This window comes from Saliphagus sp. GCM10025334 (assembly GCF_042663485.1).
GTDB lineage: Archaea > Halobacteriota > Halobacteria > Halobacteriales > Natrialbaceae > Natronosalvus.
Genome location: NZ_JBHTAF010000003.1, coordinates 557,994 through 572,493 on the forward strand (window position 1 = coordinate 557,994; position 14,500 = coordinate 572,493).

18 protein-coding genes are annotated in these 14,500 nt (G+C 65.8%); 13 read left to right on the forward strand and 5 right to left on the reverse strand.

The genetic code is table 11. The features are described 5' to 3' along the window. Positions 1-23 precede the first annotated feature (23 nt). The gene (locus tag ACFQO4_RS14970; RefSeq protein WP_500261671.1) at positions 24-722 is read right to left on the reverse strand and encodes a CPBP family glutamic-type intramembrane protease; all 699 of its coding nucleotides are present in this window, start codon (positions 720-722) and stop codon (positions 24-26) included. A 6-nt stretch (positions 723-728) separates the two neighbouring features. Next, a complete protein-coding gene (locus ACFQO4_RS14975) occupies positions 729-1,070 on the reverse strand; it encodes a DUF5789 family protein (protein ID WP_500261672.1) in 342 nt (113 codons plus the stop codon). Positions 1,071-1,455: 385 nt separating this feature from the next. On the opposite strand from ACFQO4_RS14975, the gene ACFQO4_RS14980 reads away from it, so the two are divergent. From ACFQO4_RS14980 to ACFQO4_RS14995, 4 genes are all read left to right on the forward strand, one after another. Further along, positions 1,456-2,337 (forward strand): cell division protein CdpA domain-containing protein, encoded by an 882-nt coding sequence (locus ACFQO4_RS14980; RefSeq protein ID WP_500261673.1) that lies wholly within the window; start codon positions 1,456-1,458, stop codon positions 2,335-2,337. A 100-nt stretch (positions 2,338-2,437) separates the two neighbouring features. Beyond that, entirely contained in the window at positions 2,438-3,739 is a 1,302-nt protein-coding gene (gene hisS / locus ACFQO4_RS14985) for a histidine--tRNA ligase (protein WP_500261674.1), read from the forward strand. Between the two features lie 65 nt (positions 3,740-3,804). Then, on the forward strand, positions 3,805-4,437 hold the full coding sequence (locus tag ACFQO4_RS14990) for a class I SAM-dependent methyltransferase (RefSeq protein WP_500261675.1): 633 nt from the start codon (positions 3,805-3,807) through the stop codon (positions 4,435-4,437). A 46-nt stretch (positions 4,438-4,483) separates the two neighbouring features. Next, positions 4,484-5,032, forward strand: a complete 549-nt coding sequence (locus tag ACFQO4_RS14995) for a metallophosphoesterase family protein (protein ID WP_500261676.1) — start codon at positions 4,484-4,486, stop codon at positions 5,030-5,032. A gap of 5 nt (positions 5,033-5,037) precedes the next feature. Here the strand turns inward: ACFQO4_RS14995 and ACFQO4_RS15000 are convergent, their stop codons facing one another. Together ACFQO4_RS15000 and ACFQO4_RS15005 are read right to left on the reverse strand one after the other, a co-directional pair. Beyond that, on the reverse strand, positions 5,038-5,211 hold the full coding sequence (locus ACFQO4_RS15000; RefSeq protein WP_500261677.1) for a hypothetical protein: 174 nt from the start codon (positions 5,209-5,211) through the stop codon (positions 5,038-5,040). A gap of 81 nt (positions 5,212-5,292) precedes the next feature. Beyond that, a complete protein-coding gene (locus ACFQO4_RS15005) occupies positions 5,293-6,993 on the reverse strand; it encodes a methylmalonyl-CoA mutase family protein (RefSeq protein ID WP_500261678.1) in 1,701 nt (566 codons plus the stop codon). Positions 6,994-7,348: 355 nt separating this feature from the next. On the opposite strand from ACFQO4_RS15005, the gene ACFQO4_RS15010 reads away from it, so the two are divergent. From ACFQO4_RS15010 to gvpM, 8 genes are read left to right on the forward strand one after another with little or no spacing between them, the layout of a single operon-like run. After that, complete coding sequence (locus tag ACFQO4_RS15010) at positions 7,349-8,062, forward strand: GvpL/GvpF family gas vesicle protein (RefSeq protein ID WP_500261679.1); 714 nt, start codon at positions 7,349-7,351, stop codon at positions 8,060-8,062. After that, positions 8,062-8,325 carry a gas vesicle protein GvpF gene (gvpF, locus tag ACFQO4_RS15015; RefSeq protein ID WP_500261845.1) on the forward strand — a complete coding sequence of 88 codons (264 nt, stop codon included), beginning with the start codon at positions 8,062-8,064 and terminating at the stop codon, positions 8,323-8,325. The genes ACFQO4_RS15010 and gvpF overlap by 1 nt, the downstream gene beginning before the upstream one ends. After that, entirely contained in the window at positions 8,318-9,199 is an 882-nt protein-coding gene (locus ACFQO4_RS15020) for a hypothetical protein (protein ID WP_500261680.1), read from the forward strand. The genes gvpF and ACFQO4_RS15020 overlap by 8 nt, the downstream gene beginning before the upstream one ends. Further along, positions 9,192-10,124, forward strand: coding sequence for a hypothetical protein (locus tag ACFQO4_RS15025; RefSeq protein WP_500261681.1), 933 nt, complete (start codon positions 9,192-9,194; stop codon positions 10,122-10,124). The genes ACFQO4_RS15020 and ACFQO4_RS15025 overlap by 8 nt, the downstream gene beginning before the upstream one ends. Further along, positions 10,124-10,594 carry a gas vesicle protein GvpJ gene (gvpJ, locus tag ACFQO4_RS15030; RefSeq protein WP_500261682.1) on the forward strand — a complete coding sequence of 157 codons (471 nt, stop codon included), beginning with the start codon at positions 10,124-10,126 and terminating at the stop codon, positions 10,592-10,594. Before ACFQO4_RS15025 ends, gvpJ begins: the two co-directional genes overlap by 1 nt. Next, complete coding sequence (locus tag ACFQO4_RS15035) at positions 10,591-10,938, forward strand: gas vesicle protein K (RefSeq protein ID WP_500261683.1); 348 nt, start codon at positions 10,591-10,593, stop codon at positions 10,936-10,938. The genes gvpJ and ACFQO4_RS15035 overlap by 4 nt, the downstream gene beginning before the upstream one ends. Continuing rightward, positions 10,928-12,010 carry a gas vesicle protein GvpL gene (gene gvpL, locus ACFQO4_RS15040; protein WP_500261684.1) on the forward strand — a complete coding sequence of 361 codons (1,083 nt, stop codon included), beginning with the start codon at positions 10,928-10,930 and terminating at the stop codon, positions 12,008-12,010. The genes ACFQO4_RS15035 and gvpL overlap by 11 nt, the downstream gene beginning before the upstream one ends. After that, positions 12,007-12,399: a gas vesicle protein GvpM gene (gene gvpM / locus ACFQO4_RS15045; protein WP_500261685.1), complete on the forward strand. Its 393-nt coding sequence runs from the start codon at positions 12,007-12,009 to the stop codon at positions 12,397-12,399. The genes gvpL and gvpM overlap by 4 nt, the downstream gene beginning before the upstream one ends. A gap of 100 nt (positions 12,400-12,499) precedes the next feature. Here the strand turns inward: gvpM and ACFQO4_RS15050 are convergent, their stop codons facing one another. After that, complete coding sequence (locus tag ACFQO4_RS15050; protein ID WP_500261686.1) at positions 12,500-12,958, reverse strand: MaoC family dehydratase; 459 nt, start codon at positions 12,956-12,958, stop codon at positions 12,500-12,502. A 235-nt stretch (positions 12,959-13,193) separates the two neighbouring features. Between ACFQO4_RS15050 and gdhB the strand changes: the two genes are divergently transcribed. Next, entirely contained in the window at positions 13,194-14,480 is a 1,287-nt protein-coding gene (gene gdhB, locus ACFQO4_RS15055; protein WP_500261687.1) for a glutamate dehydrogenase GdhB, read from the forward strand. The last annotated feature ends 20 nt before the right edge of the window (positions 14,481-14,500 follow it).

A 14,500-nucleotide genomic window follows, 5' to 3' on the forward strand; every position in this document is an offset into this window, starting at 1 on the left:
TTCGACGGGGTGGTTGCGACGACCTAGAGCGGAATCGGGAGCCACTCGAGGGCCTCGAGCAGGCCCGTGGGATCGAACAGCGGCTCTCGGAGGACCAGCCAGTCGAGAAGCACCAGTCCGGCGCCGTGGGCGACGACCGAGGGCAGGATCGAGTTCGAGTGGTAGTCGACGGCGCCGAAGAGGACGTCCGTCGGCCCCGAGAGCAGGAACTCGATCGGTGGCTTCGCGGCGTGGTGGACCATGTAGACGACGGGGCTGATGAACACGGCCACGATGCCGATTTCCTTGACGCCGACGCAGAGCAGGCCCCGGTAGTAGGTCTCGGCGGCGAGCGCGAGCGTAAACAACTGGATTGCGTGGGGGAGAAACTCGCCCATCGCGAGCGACGTTTCCCACATCGGGTAGTACGCGCGGATCGTGGGGAGCGTCGAGCCGACGAGGTAGATCGGAAGGACGAACAGCGCGAGCAACACCGCGTTTCGGATCGCGACGCGGTCGACGTGCCAGCCGATGTGGCGTCCGTGGGTGTAGCCGAGCGCGAGCGGCCCGCCGATCAGGACGACCGAGTCGAAGATCGCTCGTCGGCCGACGGACTCGGGGACGCCGGTCATCCAGACGATCGTGAGAACTGCTCCCGCGAGCAACGACTTCTGGACCCAGGATAGGTCACCGAGGTGTTCGCGCACCCACCGGCGAGGGCCCGATTCGTCCACCCGTTCCACGATTCGTTACTCGCTCGAGGCCGATTCGTCGGCGGTCGACGCGCTCGAGTCCGCCGTTGTGCCCGAGTCCGCCGTCGCGACGGGTCCGGTTCCAACGACGTCCTGGACGTGTGCCTCGAACTCCTGGCGGCGCTCGAAGTACGTCTCGTCGACGTCCTCGAGGACGGTCGAAATGGTCCGGGGACCGTCGGGTGTCCGGATCTCGCTTTGGCCCTCGAGTCGATCGATTTCGCTCTTCTGGATGGGCCAGTGCAGGCGAGAGGTCACGCGCGCGAGGGGGGCACCCTCGACGGGCGTGTGCTCACCGAGCTCGACGGCGGGCGTCGAATCGTCTTCCTCGTCACTCATAGGCGAGCGTTCGCGAGCCCGTCGATTCAAGCTTTCGTTTCCGGGGGATCAGGGACCTCCCCCGCCGTCGTCGATCGTGGTGGCTCGAGTCACCACCGGGACTCGATCGATTCGGTGTGCCAGCGTCACTCCTCGAGGGGTGATCGCCAGCGCGGGAACGAAGCGTATCGGGATTCTTGTGCATTCCTATAGAAAGTATAGTAAGAGGGTGGGTCGAGGTTGGTCTCGACGGTGGTTCCAAACGACGAGTACGCGTCGAGTCTCACACTGTTTCACCCCACACCCGATGGGCGTCGAATTGGGCACAACCCGGGTCGAGAATCATATGCGATATCTTACATGTGTCTGACGTATCGTTTTGTGGAATGAGCCCCATTGGGCGGATATGACAAGCCTGACGGACGTTTACGACGGGGCCGGAACGGGAACGAGCCACCGGCGGCTGTACGCCGGAACGGCACTCGTCGCCGTCGGGGCGCTGCTCTCCGTCGTCGCCGTCATCGTCGCGACGACCTCGACGTTCGCGAGCCTGTTCGCCGACCAGTACGGGCCGGTGCTGTGGGCGGGGATACTCGCCGGGACCGGCGTCCCACTGGCGCTGCTGGGGGTCTTCGCCGTCCTTCCGGCGAGTCGCCGCGTGCAGGCTGCCGCCGTAATTGGCACGAGCATCTGTCTGCTCGGCGTCGTCTTCTTCTCCTACGCCTACCCGGACCACTGGCGAAACTACGGCCAGAACCTCACGCTCCAGGTGTCCGTCGTCTACCTCTTCGGACTGTTCACCGCGATGTGGTGTCTGTTCACCGGCGTCGTCAACTTCAAGACGCGAAACGACCCCGGTGGCATGCTCGAGATGAACGTCACCCGCCGAAACCAGACGAAGGTCGTCGAGGTCGAGTCCTCGAGAGGCGGCCTGGGCGGCATCGGCTTCCTCGGCGGGACGCCCGACGGCGAGGTCGAGACCCAGACTGCCGAGAAGAACGGACCATCCACCTCCGGAAACCCGGCCTCGGCGGCCAGCGACGGTGGCTCGACCACGCAGGACATTCGGTCGCCGCTTGACGACGGGCCCTCGGCGGACGCCACCGAATCGGACGGCGTCATCGTCGACGGGCCGACGAGCCCTGACCCGACCGACCGCTACTGCGGGAACTGCCAGCACTTCCAGTACGTCCGAACGTCGAACGGGATGACGCCCTACTGTGGACGCTTCGAGGAGACGATGGACGACATGGACGCCTGCGAGGAGTGGACGCCGAACCGCCGGTAGATCGTCGACTCGTCATTTTCGCCGCATCGTCGTTTCCTCGAGGCTCGAGCGGCCGCACCGAACGAAAGAGTAGAAGTGTTCGGTCCGTAAACCACATTCCATGTACGACCGCATCAAGGGCTTTCGCGACTTTTACCCCGGCGAGATGGCCGCTCGCCGCCAGGCGATCGATACCCTCGAGGAGACGGCGCGTCGCTACGGCTTTCGTGAGATCGGCACGCCGGCACTCGAGCGCGCGGAGCTGTGGACGGACAAGAGCGGCGACGACATCGTCGACGAACTCTACGCCTTCGAGGACCAGGGCGGCCGACACGTCACCCTCACCCCGGAACTGACGCCGACGGTCGCCCGGATGGTCGTCGCCAAGCAACAGGAACTCTCGAAGCCGATCAAGTGGTTCTCGACGCGCCCGTTCTGGCGCTACGAGCAGGTCCAGCAGGGCCGCCAGCGCGAGTTCTACCAGACCAACGTCGACATCTTCGGCTCCTCGGAACCGGAAGCCGACGCCGAGATTCTGGCGTGGGCCGCCGACGCGCTCACCGGCCTCGGGCTCACGGGCGAGCACTTCGAGTTCCGCGTCTCCCACCGCGACATCCTCGGCGGCATCTTCGAGACCTACGGCGACGACGTCGACGTCGAGGCGGCCATCAGGGCCGTCGACAAGTCGGACAAACTCGAACGCGCCGAGTACCACGGACTGCTCGCCGACGCCGGGCTCTCGCGAGGCGAGGCCGAGGACGTCGCCGATCTGATCGCCGGGGGCGACCTCGAGGCGGTCGTCGAGTTCGCCGACACCGAGCGCGTCACCGCGGCCGTCGAGAACCTGCAGGACGTCCTCGCGGCGACTGAGGACTTCGGCGCCCGCGAGTACTGCACCATCTCGCTCGAGACGGCGCGCGGCCTCGATTACTACACAGGCGTCGTCTTCGAGTGCTTCGACTCCGCGGGCGACGTCTCGCGATCGATCTTCGGCGGCGGGCGCTACGACGACCTGATCGAGTCCTTCGGCGGTCAGCCGACGCCCGCGGTTGGCGTCGCCCCCGGCCACGCGACCCTGCCGCTTCTCATGCAACGCGCCGGCGTCTGGCCCGCCGAAGAGGTGACGACCGACTACTACGTCCTCTCGGTGGGCGACACCCGCTCGGTAGCCTCGCGGATCGCTCGCGACCTCAGAAACCGGGGGCACGTCGTCGAGAGCGACGTCGCCGGGCGCTCCTTCGGCGCCCAGCTGGGGTACGCCGACTCGATCAACGCCGAGACGACGGTCATCGTCGGCGAGCGCGACCTCGAGAACGACGAGATCACGGTCAAGGAGATGGCCTCGGGCGACGAGGTCCAGGTTCCAGTTACCGCGTTCCCCGGCGACCTCGAGCGGCCGACCATCGACGATTTCGACGACTGAGACGCTTCCTCGAGTACGTCCGTCTTGGCGATCCTTTCTTGCTCGAGCGCCACGAAGAACGAGTCGTGACCGACGAGGAACGACGGCGTTGGAACGACCGCTACGAGGACTCGACACACCGCTCACCCGGCGAACCGTCGGCCGTTCTCGAGGCCCTCGCGGACGACCTCCTTACGGGTCGGGCGCTCGACGTTGCCACCGGCGGCGGGCGAAACGCCCGATTCCTCGCCGAGCGCAGGTGGACGGTCGACGCTATCGACGTCTCGAGCGCCGTGCTCTCGCGGGCTCGAGAGCGGGAGCAGGATCGAGAGCGAGCACTCGAGCGGACGCTGGGGATCAACTGGATTCTGGCCGACGTGGATCGCTACGGCTTTCCCGCGGGTGCCTACGACCTGGTCACGATCAGTTTCTTCGACGCCCGCGACCGTCTGCCCGCAATCCTCGACGCCCTCGCCCCTGGTGGGGTGCTCGTCTACGAGCACTACCTGGACGGCGCGGACGGAGGCAGCCCCGGAAACCGCTACCGCTTCGAGCCGAACGAATTGCTCGAGGCCTGCTCGAGGCTCGAGATCCGGTACTACGCCGAGCGGGATGTCGACGGCGAGCGGCTGGTGACCCTGGTCGGCCACCGACCGGAGGATTCCGCGGGAGGAGAGTCCGAGAACGGGGAGTGGTTTCCGACGTTTCGCGTTCCTTGACTCGAGCGACCAGAACTATTTTTTGGCCGTCCAACGCACGACAGGTATGCGACTCGCCGTCATTTCCGATACCCACATTCCCGAGCGAGCAGACGCCATCCCGGACGACTTCCGCGAGCGCATCGCCGACGCGGACCACACGATTCACGCCGGCGACTTCGAGACCCCCGAGGCGCTCGCGGAGATTCGCGATCTCGCCGCTGACCTGACTGCCGTCCACGGCAACGCCGATCCGGCCAACCTCGAGTTGCCAGCGGTGGCGGACGTGACCCTCGAGGACGTCACCTTCGTCGTCACCCACGGCACGCTGAACCCAGTCGAGGCGGCCGTCTACGGCCACGACGGGATGGTCATGACCGACGAGGACTGGGCGAACGCCATCGCGGACACCGCTCGCACCCGAACCCGCGCGTGGGACGGGGAGGGAGTCGTCGGCATCGGCGGCCACTCCCACAGGGTCGAAGACCGCGTCCACGAGCGGATTCGGCTGCTCAACCCGGGTTCGGTGACGGGCGCCGACCCCGCCGAGAAGGCGACGATGATGACCGTCGACGTCGAGGACGGCGAGCTCGAGGTGACGGTCCACGAGGCCTGATTCGGTTACCGGGCGCCCTGAACCATCGCCCATCCGATCGTGCCGGCGACGGCGAGGACGATCAGCGTGCTGACGACGTAGACGAGCGCCGTGAATACGGGCCCCAGCAGAACGACGATAATCACGATCAGGAGGACGATGATGACGTTGAGACGAAAGATGACGGGGTCGTCGGACATTATTTCGGCTCGGTTTTAAAACACTAAATATATTTTGATGGAGGAGGACGACTCGAACAGGATGGGCGACTCGAGGCCCGCTCAGGCCAACCCGATCTGTTCGGTGTAGGCGCCGTAGTGGTCCTCGAACACCTGCATGATCTCGCCCATCGTCGCGTACGCCTTGACGGCATCGACGATGGCGGGCATGGTGTTTTCGTCGCTCCCAATAGCTTCCTTCAGGTCCTCGAGGGCGGCCTCGACGGCCGCGTCGTCGCGCTCGGCTTTCGTCCGCTCGAGGCGCTCGAGCTGGATTTCCTGGGCAGTTTCGTCCACGTGAAGGATGTCGGGGCTGGTGTCTTCCTCGATAGTGAACTTGTTAACGCCGACGACGACCTCCTCTTCGCGCTCGACGCGTTCCTGGTACTCGTAGGAGGCCTCCTGGATCTCCCTGAGGAAGTAGCCGTCGTCGATGCCCTGGAGGATACCGTCGCGAACGGAGCCATCGCCGAGATCGCGGATGTGTTCGATGTAGGCCATCGCTTTCTCCTCGACCTCGTTGGTCAGGGCTTCGACCGCGAAGGAGCCACCGAGCGGGTCGACGATGTCTGCGGCGCCGGACTCCTCGGCGATGATCTGCTGGGTTCGGAGGGCGACGCGAACGGCCTTCTCGCTGGGCAGGGCGAGCGCCTCGTCGAAGCTGTTGGTGTGGAGGCTCTGGGTTCCTCCCAGCACTCCGGCGAGGGCCTGCACGGTAACGCGAGCGACATTGTTTATGGGCTGCTGGGCGGTCAGCGACTGGCCAGCAGTCTGGGTGTGGAACTTCAGTCGCTTCGATTCGGCGCGCTCGGCGTCGTACCACTCGTCCATCACGTGGGCGTAGATTCGCCGTGCAGCGCGGAACTTGGCGATCTCTTCGAAGAAGGAGTTGTGGCAGTTGAAGAAAAACGAGAGACGTGGCGCGAACTCGTCGACCTCGAGGCCCCGGTCCATCGCGTCCTCGACGTAGCCGAAACCGTCCGCGAGGGTGAAGGCGAGTTCCTGGACGGCCGTCGAACCGGCCTCGCGGATGTGATAGCCCGAGACCGAGATGGGGTGGAACTTCGGGGTCTCCTCGGTCGAGAACTCGACGACGTCGGTCACGAGGTCGAGGGCGGGTTCGGGCGGAATGACCCACTCCTTCTGGGCGATGAACTCCTTGAACATGTCGTTCTGGAGAGTGCCCCGAACCTGGTCGCGGGGCACGCCCTGCTGGTCGGCCAGCGCGACGTACATCGCGTAGATGACGGGCGCGGAGGGGTTGATCGTGAAACTCGTCGAGACCTCGCCCACGTCGATGCCGTCGAACAGCACCTCCATGTCCCGCAGCGTGTCTACGGCGACGCCCTCCCTGCCGACCTCGCCGTCGCTCATCGGGTCGTCCGAGTCGAGCCCCATCAGCGTCGGCATGTCGAACGCCGTCGAGAGGCCGGTCTGGCCCTGGTCGATCAGGTAGTGAAAGCGCTCGTTGGTCTCCTCGACGGTCCCGAACCCGGCGAACTGACGCATCGTCCACGTCCGGCCGCGGTACATCGTCGGGTACGGCCCTCGCGTGTAGGGCTCCTCGCCGGGGAAACCCAGATCCTCGAGGTAGTCCAGGTCCGAGACGTCGTCGGGGGTGTACAGTCGGTCGACCTCGAGGTTCGAGACCGTCGCGAACCGGTCCTTGCGCTCTCCGAAGCGGTCCATCACGGGCTCGAGCGTCTCCGATTCCCACTCGGATTCGCCGTCCTGGATCGTCTCGAGATCCTCCTCATCGTACATGAGCGTAAGTATTGCCGGACGGTCCATTAAGGATTCCGGGAATGGTCGATACGCCAGTGCCACTGGCGGAGTTGAGGGATGTGGGAGCGCGATTTGCTCGCACCATCCGATCCGCACACCGTGAAGCAGAACTCGTCGACGAGCCTAGGCTGCATCTGCAAGCAGCATGGTAACGCACGGCCCGCTCGAACCTCTCAGTGAGTGAGCGGCGGCCACAGTCGCCGCTGCATTTAGAGGGTGAGACGTATGCATACACGACAACAATCGATGACCGCAGACGCAGACGGCCGGTGGAACCGTCCGCGAGCGATCGGTCGCGGTCACCGGGACCGGCGACGATCCGCGAGGTGGCACGGTGGCTGACTCGAACTCGAGTTACCACTACGTGTACGGGATCGTCGCCTCGAGCGACGCCAACGTGATCTCGCTCGAGGAAGTCGAAGAGTCCGAGGAGTTCGAGGAGGACGACGATTCGGACCGGGAGACGCTACCCGTGGAGGGGACGGGCGTCGCCGGGGCGACCGAGTTGTACCCGGTATCCCACGGGCGACTCGCCGCACTGGCGTCGCCGATCGACGTGACCGATCCCGAGGAGACCGACGAGGACGCGAAACGCCACGACGCGGTGCTCCGCGCGCTGTTGACCGAGAACGGCGGCCGAACGATCATTCCGATGCGATTCGGCATGGTCTTCGAGAGCGAGCGCGCGCTCAAGAACGTCCTCCGCGGCGGCCGTGGCGCGTTTCGACGAACGCTTCACGACATCGACGACAGGGTCGAACTCGGCCTGAAGGTCGTTCGCGAGCAGGACGCGACCGTCGACGACGAGACGATCGTCGAGCGGGTGAGCGACGAACTCGAGCCACTGGCCACGAGCAGCGTCGATAGCGGGGAGTTCAGCGATCGGCTTGTACTCAACCGCTCCTACCTCGTCGACCGATCGGAGCGCGAGGCGTTCGACACCGCCGTCGGCGAACTCGAGGCCGACCTCGATGACGTGATGATCCGGTACTCGGGGCCGTTCGCGCCGTACAGTTTCGTCGACGTCAAGATCGGGGCCCAGCGATGATGGCGATCATCGTCGACGACCTGCTCGTCCGCCCGTTCGTCGGTCTCGTCAACACGTTGCACACGATGGCGATCGACGAACTGTACGACATCGAAGCCCTCGAGGACGAACGCAAGGAAAACCGGCTCCTCTACGAACTCGGCGAACGGTCAGAAGCCGAGTACGAGGAGCGCAAAGCCGAGATCGAAGACGAACTCGAACTCGCTCGCGAGGTCCACGAGGAACTCACGAGCGGACGCGTGGAGATCCGAACCAATGACTGACGAACCACCAGACCCCCCAGATTCGCCCGACGGTCCGCCCGAGGAACCGTCCGAGGAATCACCCGAGACGCCACCGAACGACGGGAACGACGATTCGGTGTCCGACTCGAGCCAGCCGTCCGACCAGGAGTCGACCGCGGGAGACGACGAAGTCGACGAGGTCGACGAGATGGACGCGAGCGAGGACGAGACGGAGGAGCGATTCGACGAATCCAGCGAATCCGACGAACCCGACGAAACTGGCAGCCAACCGAACGAGCGAGCGAATCGGTCCGACGAACACGGAGACGAGCGTCGTCCGTCATCTCCGTCCCCCCGCCGACACCACTCGGAGTCCGGATTCGAGGCCAGGCCGGGTGGACAGCTCCTGTCGCGGCTCTTTCGACTCCTCGAGTCGGGAGCCGAGAGCGGGACCGGATTCGGCGGCGCGTACGGAAACGCGCCCTTCGGCGACTCGAGCCGACGCGACGACGCTAGCCGTTTCAGGTTCGACACCGACGTCGACCTGACGTTCAGCTCGATCGAACCTGCCGGTGACGACGCCCGTCGAAATCGGCCTCACGGATTGCACGGCGAGCGCTCGCCCGAACGCGCTCGACGCGACGCGGTCCCGTCGATCGACGTCGCGAAGCGACGATACGGGACGGAACTCGAGGTCGTCGCCGACGTCTCGGCGGTCGGGGAAGATCGGGTCCGCGTCGGGTTCGAAGACGGAGACCTCGTCCTGGCCGACGACGACGGCCACGAGCTGTCGCGCGTGAGTCTGCCGTGGCCGGAGACGGAGGCCGACGCGACGGTGAACAACGGCATCCTTACGGTGCGGGTAACCCGGGTGGATTCACCCGACCCCGCGGACGGTGAGATCGATGAGTGAAACGAACGAAACGAGCGAGACGAACAAAACGAGCGAAATAGGTGACGAAATCGACATCGAGGCCGACGACCTCGAGTCGGTCGTCGAAACCGGCAGCGCCGCGCTCACTGCGCTCGAGGACCACCTCGCCGACGTCGACGCGCTCGGCGAACTCGACGACGACGCACTCGAGGACGTGCGGCAGAACCTCGACGCGCTCGAGGACGTGACGACGGCTCTCGCCGAGTTCATCGAGGCGATGGATCTCGAAGACCTGGCCGAGGTCGTCGAACCGAGAGAATTGCTCGAGGCGATCGACGTCGGCGAGATCCCGGATGCGCTGCAGTCGGGGGAAATCGCCGACGCGGTCAACGTGACGGCCTTGCTCGACGCGCTCAACCTGCTCGAGGCGTGGGGCGCGACCGACGTGACCGACGTGCTCAGGGAGGGCGACGACCTCACCGACACCCTCGAGGACGTGAGCGAGGAGGATTCGGCCGTCGGCGCGGCGGCGTCGACGGTAACGGACGACGATGGCGACGATGAGGACGACTTCCTCGAGGACGAACTCGACGTCAGCGCCGAGGAGACCATGGACGCCCTCGACGTCGACGTGCTCGAGGACCCCGAGTACGTGCAGGTCTCGATCCAGCAGGCTGCGATGGAGGCCATCGATGGCGTTCGCTGGACGCTGCTCGAGACCCACGAGCATTTCGAGAAGCTCTACGAGTTCAACCGGGAACGGATGCGCCGCCAGGATCGAGGAACCACGTCCAGGAACCCGACCGCGGCGTCGACCATGCCGGTCGCCCGGGCGGACCTCGGGAGTGACAACCGCTACTCGACGGTTCCCCAGCAGGTCAAGCTGTCGACGGCGCCTGCCCGACGTCGGATCTACGGGAGGCGGTTCGAGATCGAACGGGAACGCCAACGAGGTGAGCGCTGATGGTCGACGCCGTTCAGCCAAGCCGTCAGCAGGCCGACCTCGCGGACGTCGTCGAGATGCTGCTCGACAAGGGGATCGTGATCAACGCCGACATCGCCGTCTCCATCGGCGATACCCAGCTACTCGGCATCCAGCTTCGCGCCGCCATCGCCTCCTTCGAGACGGCCGCGAAGTACGGCCTCGAGTTTCCCGAGGGGACGGACATGCGCCGCGTGGCGGAGGCCGCGGGCGAACCGGAACTCGCGGAGGAGGATCGGCGCCTGATCCCACCCGTCGCACCAGTCCACGGCGTGAATGTGACTGGCGAGGACGACCAGATGGAGCGTTCGGACGCTGACGACTCGAGCGAGGACGAATTGGACGACGATACCGACGGTTCGAGTGGGGCGGACACTGACGACGGTGAGGAGAGCGAAGACGAAGCCAAGGCCGAGGCCGAAGCCGAAACCGACGGAGGCGAGACCACGTGACCACGATCGACGTCGGCGAGGACGGCAACGCGCGCCAGGGACTGATGACCCTCGTCATCACCGTCGTGGAACTCCTCGTCGAAGCGCTCGAGCGGGAGGCGATCCGGCGGATGGAATCTCCCGATCTCACCGACGAAGAAATCGACCGGCTGGGGCGCCAGCTCGCGGCCATCGAGGCCGAACTCGAGCAACTCAAAGCCGACGAGGGAATCGAGGAGGGCGTCGCCGACCTCCGAAACGACCTCGACGGTCTGGTCAGCGACGCGATCAGGCAACTCGAGGGCGATCCGACGAACGTCGAACCGGGCCACGCCGTCCTCGGAGGTGACGACGATGGGGCGTGAACCGAGCGAGGCCACGGCCCAGGAACAGGGCGCGAACCGCGACGACCCGACAGGACGCGACGCCGAACCCGTTCCTGACGCCGACGCGACCCCCGACTTCGCCGAGGGACGGTACGTCTACTGCGTCGTCACGCTCGAGAGCGGCGAGGCCGACCTGGACGTCGAGGGGATCGACGACGAACCCGTGTCGGTCGTTTCGCTCGAGCGCGACGACAGGGACGGAGACAAGGACGGAGGCAGTGACAGGGACGGGGACCGGAACGCGACCCTCGCCGCAGTCGTTCACGCCTGTGACTCGCTGTACGATTCGGCCGACCTCGCGCAGGTCAAACGATGGCTGGTCCGCCACCAGACGGTCATCGATCGGGCGAGCCAGCAGTTTGGCACGCCACTGCCGTTCCAGTTCGACACCATCGTCCGGGGTGACGACGACGCAGTCCGTGGATGGCTCGCCGACCAGCGGGCCCCGCTCGAGGCGGCGCTCGCGGACCTCGCCGGCCACGCGGAGTACCGGATCGAGGTCGTCGAGACCGATCCGCCGGACGAAGAGACGCTGATCGAGCGTGACGACGAACTCGCGTCACTGGCCGAAGAGCAGGAGGAGGCCTCGGAGGGACGGGCGTTCCTCCTCGAGAAGCAGTTCGACCAGCGGATCAGGGACCTCCGGCGCGACCGACGAGCGTCGATTCGGGAGTCCCTGCGACGGTCGCTCGAGTCGTGTGCGCGGGAGGTACAGGTACTCGAGCGCCAGCCGTCGGTGAGTCTCTCTAGCGCTTCCAGCGGTTCCGGCGGGGCAGGGAAACCGACTGACGGAACCCGGCTCTGCCGACTGACCGTCCTCGCCCGGGAGAGCGAGGAGGAGACGATCGGTTCGGTACTCGACGACGTCGCCGAGAAACCGGGGCTCGAGGTCCGGTTCACCGGGCCGTGGCCGCCGTACTCGTTCGCGCCCACGCTCGGGGAGGAGACGGACGCTGCCGCGGGCGGTGGTCGGCCTGGGAGCACGGAAACGAGGACGCGACCCGAGACGGAAACGGAAACGGAAACCCAGACGGGTGATCGCCAGCAATGAAACCCGACCGAGACGACGACGCGCTGGTCGACGTCCTCGACGTGCTCCTGCGCGACGGCGCGGTCGTGCGCGCCGACGTGATCGTCTCCGTCGCGGAGATTCCGCTCGTGGGCATCAAACTGTCCGCCGCGATCGCCGGCATGGAGACGATGACCGACTACGGACTCTTCGAGGACTGGGACACGACGCGACGCGCTAGAGCGGTCGAGCGCCGCCAGTACGGCCATCGGCGTGGAGACGACCAGCGCGAGGTCGACGCCGACGAGGGGCGCGACTACCAGGATCACCCCACGATGCGCCCGCAGGGAGAACCGCGGCGATGGACGCCAGCGCCGGAGGACGAGCGAGAACGTGAACGTCCGCAGCCATCCACCGTCTCCGAGGAGTGATCGCGATAGCGGCCGACGTCGGTCGACGGACGACTCGCGTATTGGATAGCCGTCTCCCGAACTGAATCGAATCGAACTCGAGCGCCGCCCGAGTTCGGAGTTATGCGTCCGCGAACTCGCGCTTGAGCGAGAGGACGGTTCGGGAGAACGAACACACGAGGTCGTCGTCCTGGTTGAACACTTCGACGTCCATCGTGACGACGCCGCGCTCGCCGTCGCTGGTCTCGCGCTTGTCCGTCACCGTCGACTGAACGCGGATCGTGTCCCCGTGAAACACCGGTGTCGGGTGCTCGACGTCGTCGTAGCTCAGGTTCGCAACGATCGTCCCGTCCGTCGTCTCGGGAATCGAGATGCCGACGGCCAGCGCCATCGTGTAGATGCCGTTGACCAGTCGTTCGCCGAACTGGGTCTCCGCGGCGAAGGTCTCGTCGAGGTGCAACGGCTGCTGGTTCATCGTCATATCGCAGAACCGCTGGTTGTCGCCTTCGGAAATCGTCCGCCTGCGCTCGTGTTCGATCGTTTCGCCCACCTCGAACTCCTCGTAGTACAGGCCAGTCATCGTCTCGAGCGTCGACGGGGGCGAGTAAAATGTCACCGATCGGTCCCTGGTCGATACCGTGGCCGCCATCGGGGTGCAAGTATTGCCCTATCCGGGGAGTAATAGCAAGGGTTAAGCGTCGGCCTCGGGAAATCCGAACGAATGCGTCGACGCACCCGTCCGCTCTCGACGGGGCCGTCGACGGGTTGGTCCAGACACCGTCCGCGGCCGGACCGTGTCCGTTCCCAGAGATACCATGGTAACCGCTGAATCCACGTCCGAACCAGAACACGAATCTGAGGCAGAGTCAGCCGTCGAAACCGCTCGTGCGCAACTCGAACGCGCCGCCGCACACCTCGACGTCGACGACGGCATCATCGAGCGACTCCGGCACCCCGACTCGGTCTACCGGGTGGCGATTCCGCTCAAGCGCGACAGCGGAACGACCGAGATCCTCACCGGCTACCGAGCCCACCACGACGATGTCCGCGGCCCCTACAAGGGCGGTATCCGGTACCACCCGGACGTCTCCGAGGAGGAGTGCGTCGCGCTCTCGATGTGGATGACCTGGAAGTGCGGCGTCATGAATCTCCCCTTCGGCGGCGCCAAGGGTGGCATCGTCGTCGATCCAAAGGACCTGAGCGAGACGGAAGAAGAACGACTCACGCGACGCCTGGCGGAAGAGTTGCGCCCCGTCATCGGACCGATGAAGGACATCCCCGCGCCGGACATGGGCACGAACCCGCAGATGATGGCGTGGTTCATGGACGCATACTCGATGCAAGAAGGCGAGACGCAGCCCGGAATCGTCACCGGGAAGCCGCCCGCCGTGGGCGGCAGCGAAGGACGCGAGGAAGCGCCCGGACGGAGCGTCGGAATCATCGCCGAGAAAGCGATCGAACACTACGGCTGGGACATCACGGACACGACCGTCGCCGTCCAGGGCTTCGGGAGCGTCGGTGCCTACGCCGCCCGCTACCTCGACGACCACGGCGCAAGGGTCGTCGCCGTCAGTGACGTCGACGGTGCGATTTACGACCCCAACGGGCTGGACACCAACGACGTCGAGGACCACGACGCCCGTCCGGGGATGGTCTCGGGATACAACGCCCCCGAACAGCTCACCAACGCCGAGTTGCTCGAGCTAGACGTCGACGTCCTGATTCCCGCGGCGATCGGAAACGTGCTCACGGCCGATAACGCCAACGCCGTGCGGGCGGAGATGATCGTCGAGGGTGCCAACGGGCCGACCACCTCGCGAGCGGACTCGGTCTTCGAGCAGCGCGAGATTCCGGTGATTCCAGACATCCTCGCGAACGCCGGGGGCGTCACCGTCTCGTACTTCGAGTGGCTCCAGAATACGAACCGCCGTACCTGGTCGCTCGAACGCGTCCACGACGAACTCGAGACCGAGATGCTTCAGGCCTGGAACGCCGTTCGGAGGGAGTACGAAGCTCGCGACGTCACCTGGCGCGACGCCGCCTACATCGTCGCTCTCCAGCGGGTCGCCGAGGGTCACGACGCTCGCGGTCTCTGGCCCTGACCGGATCCGCAGATTCACGT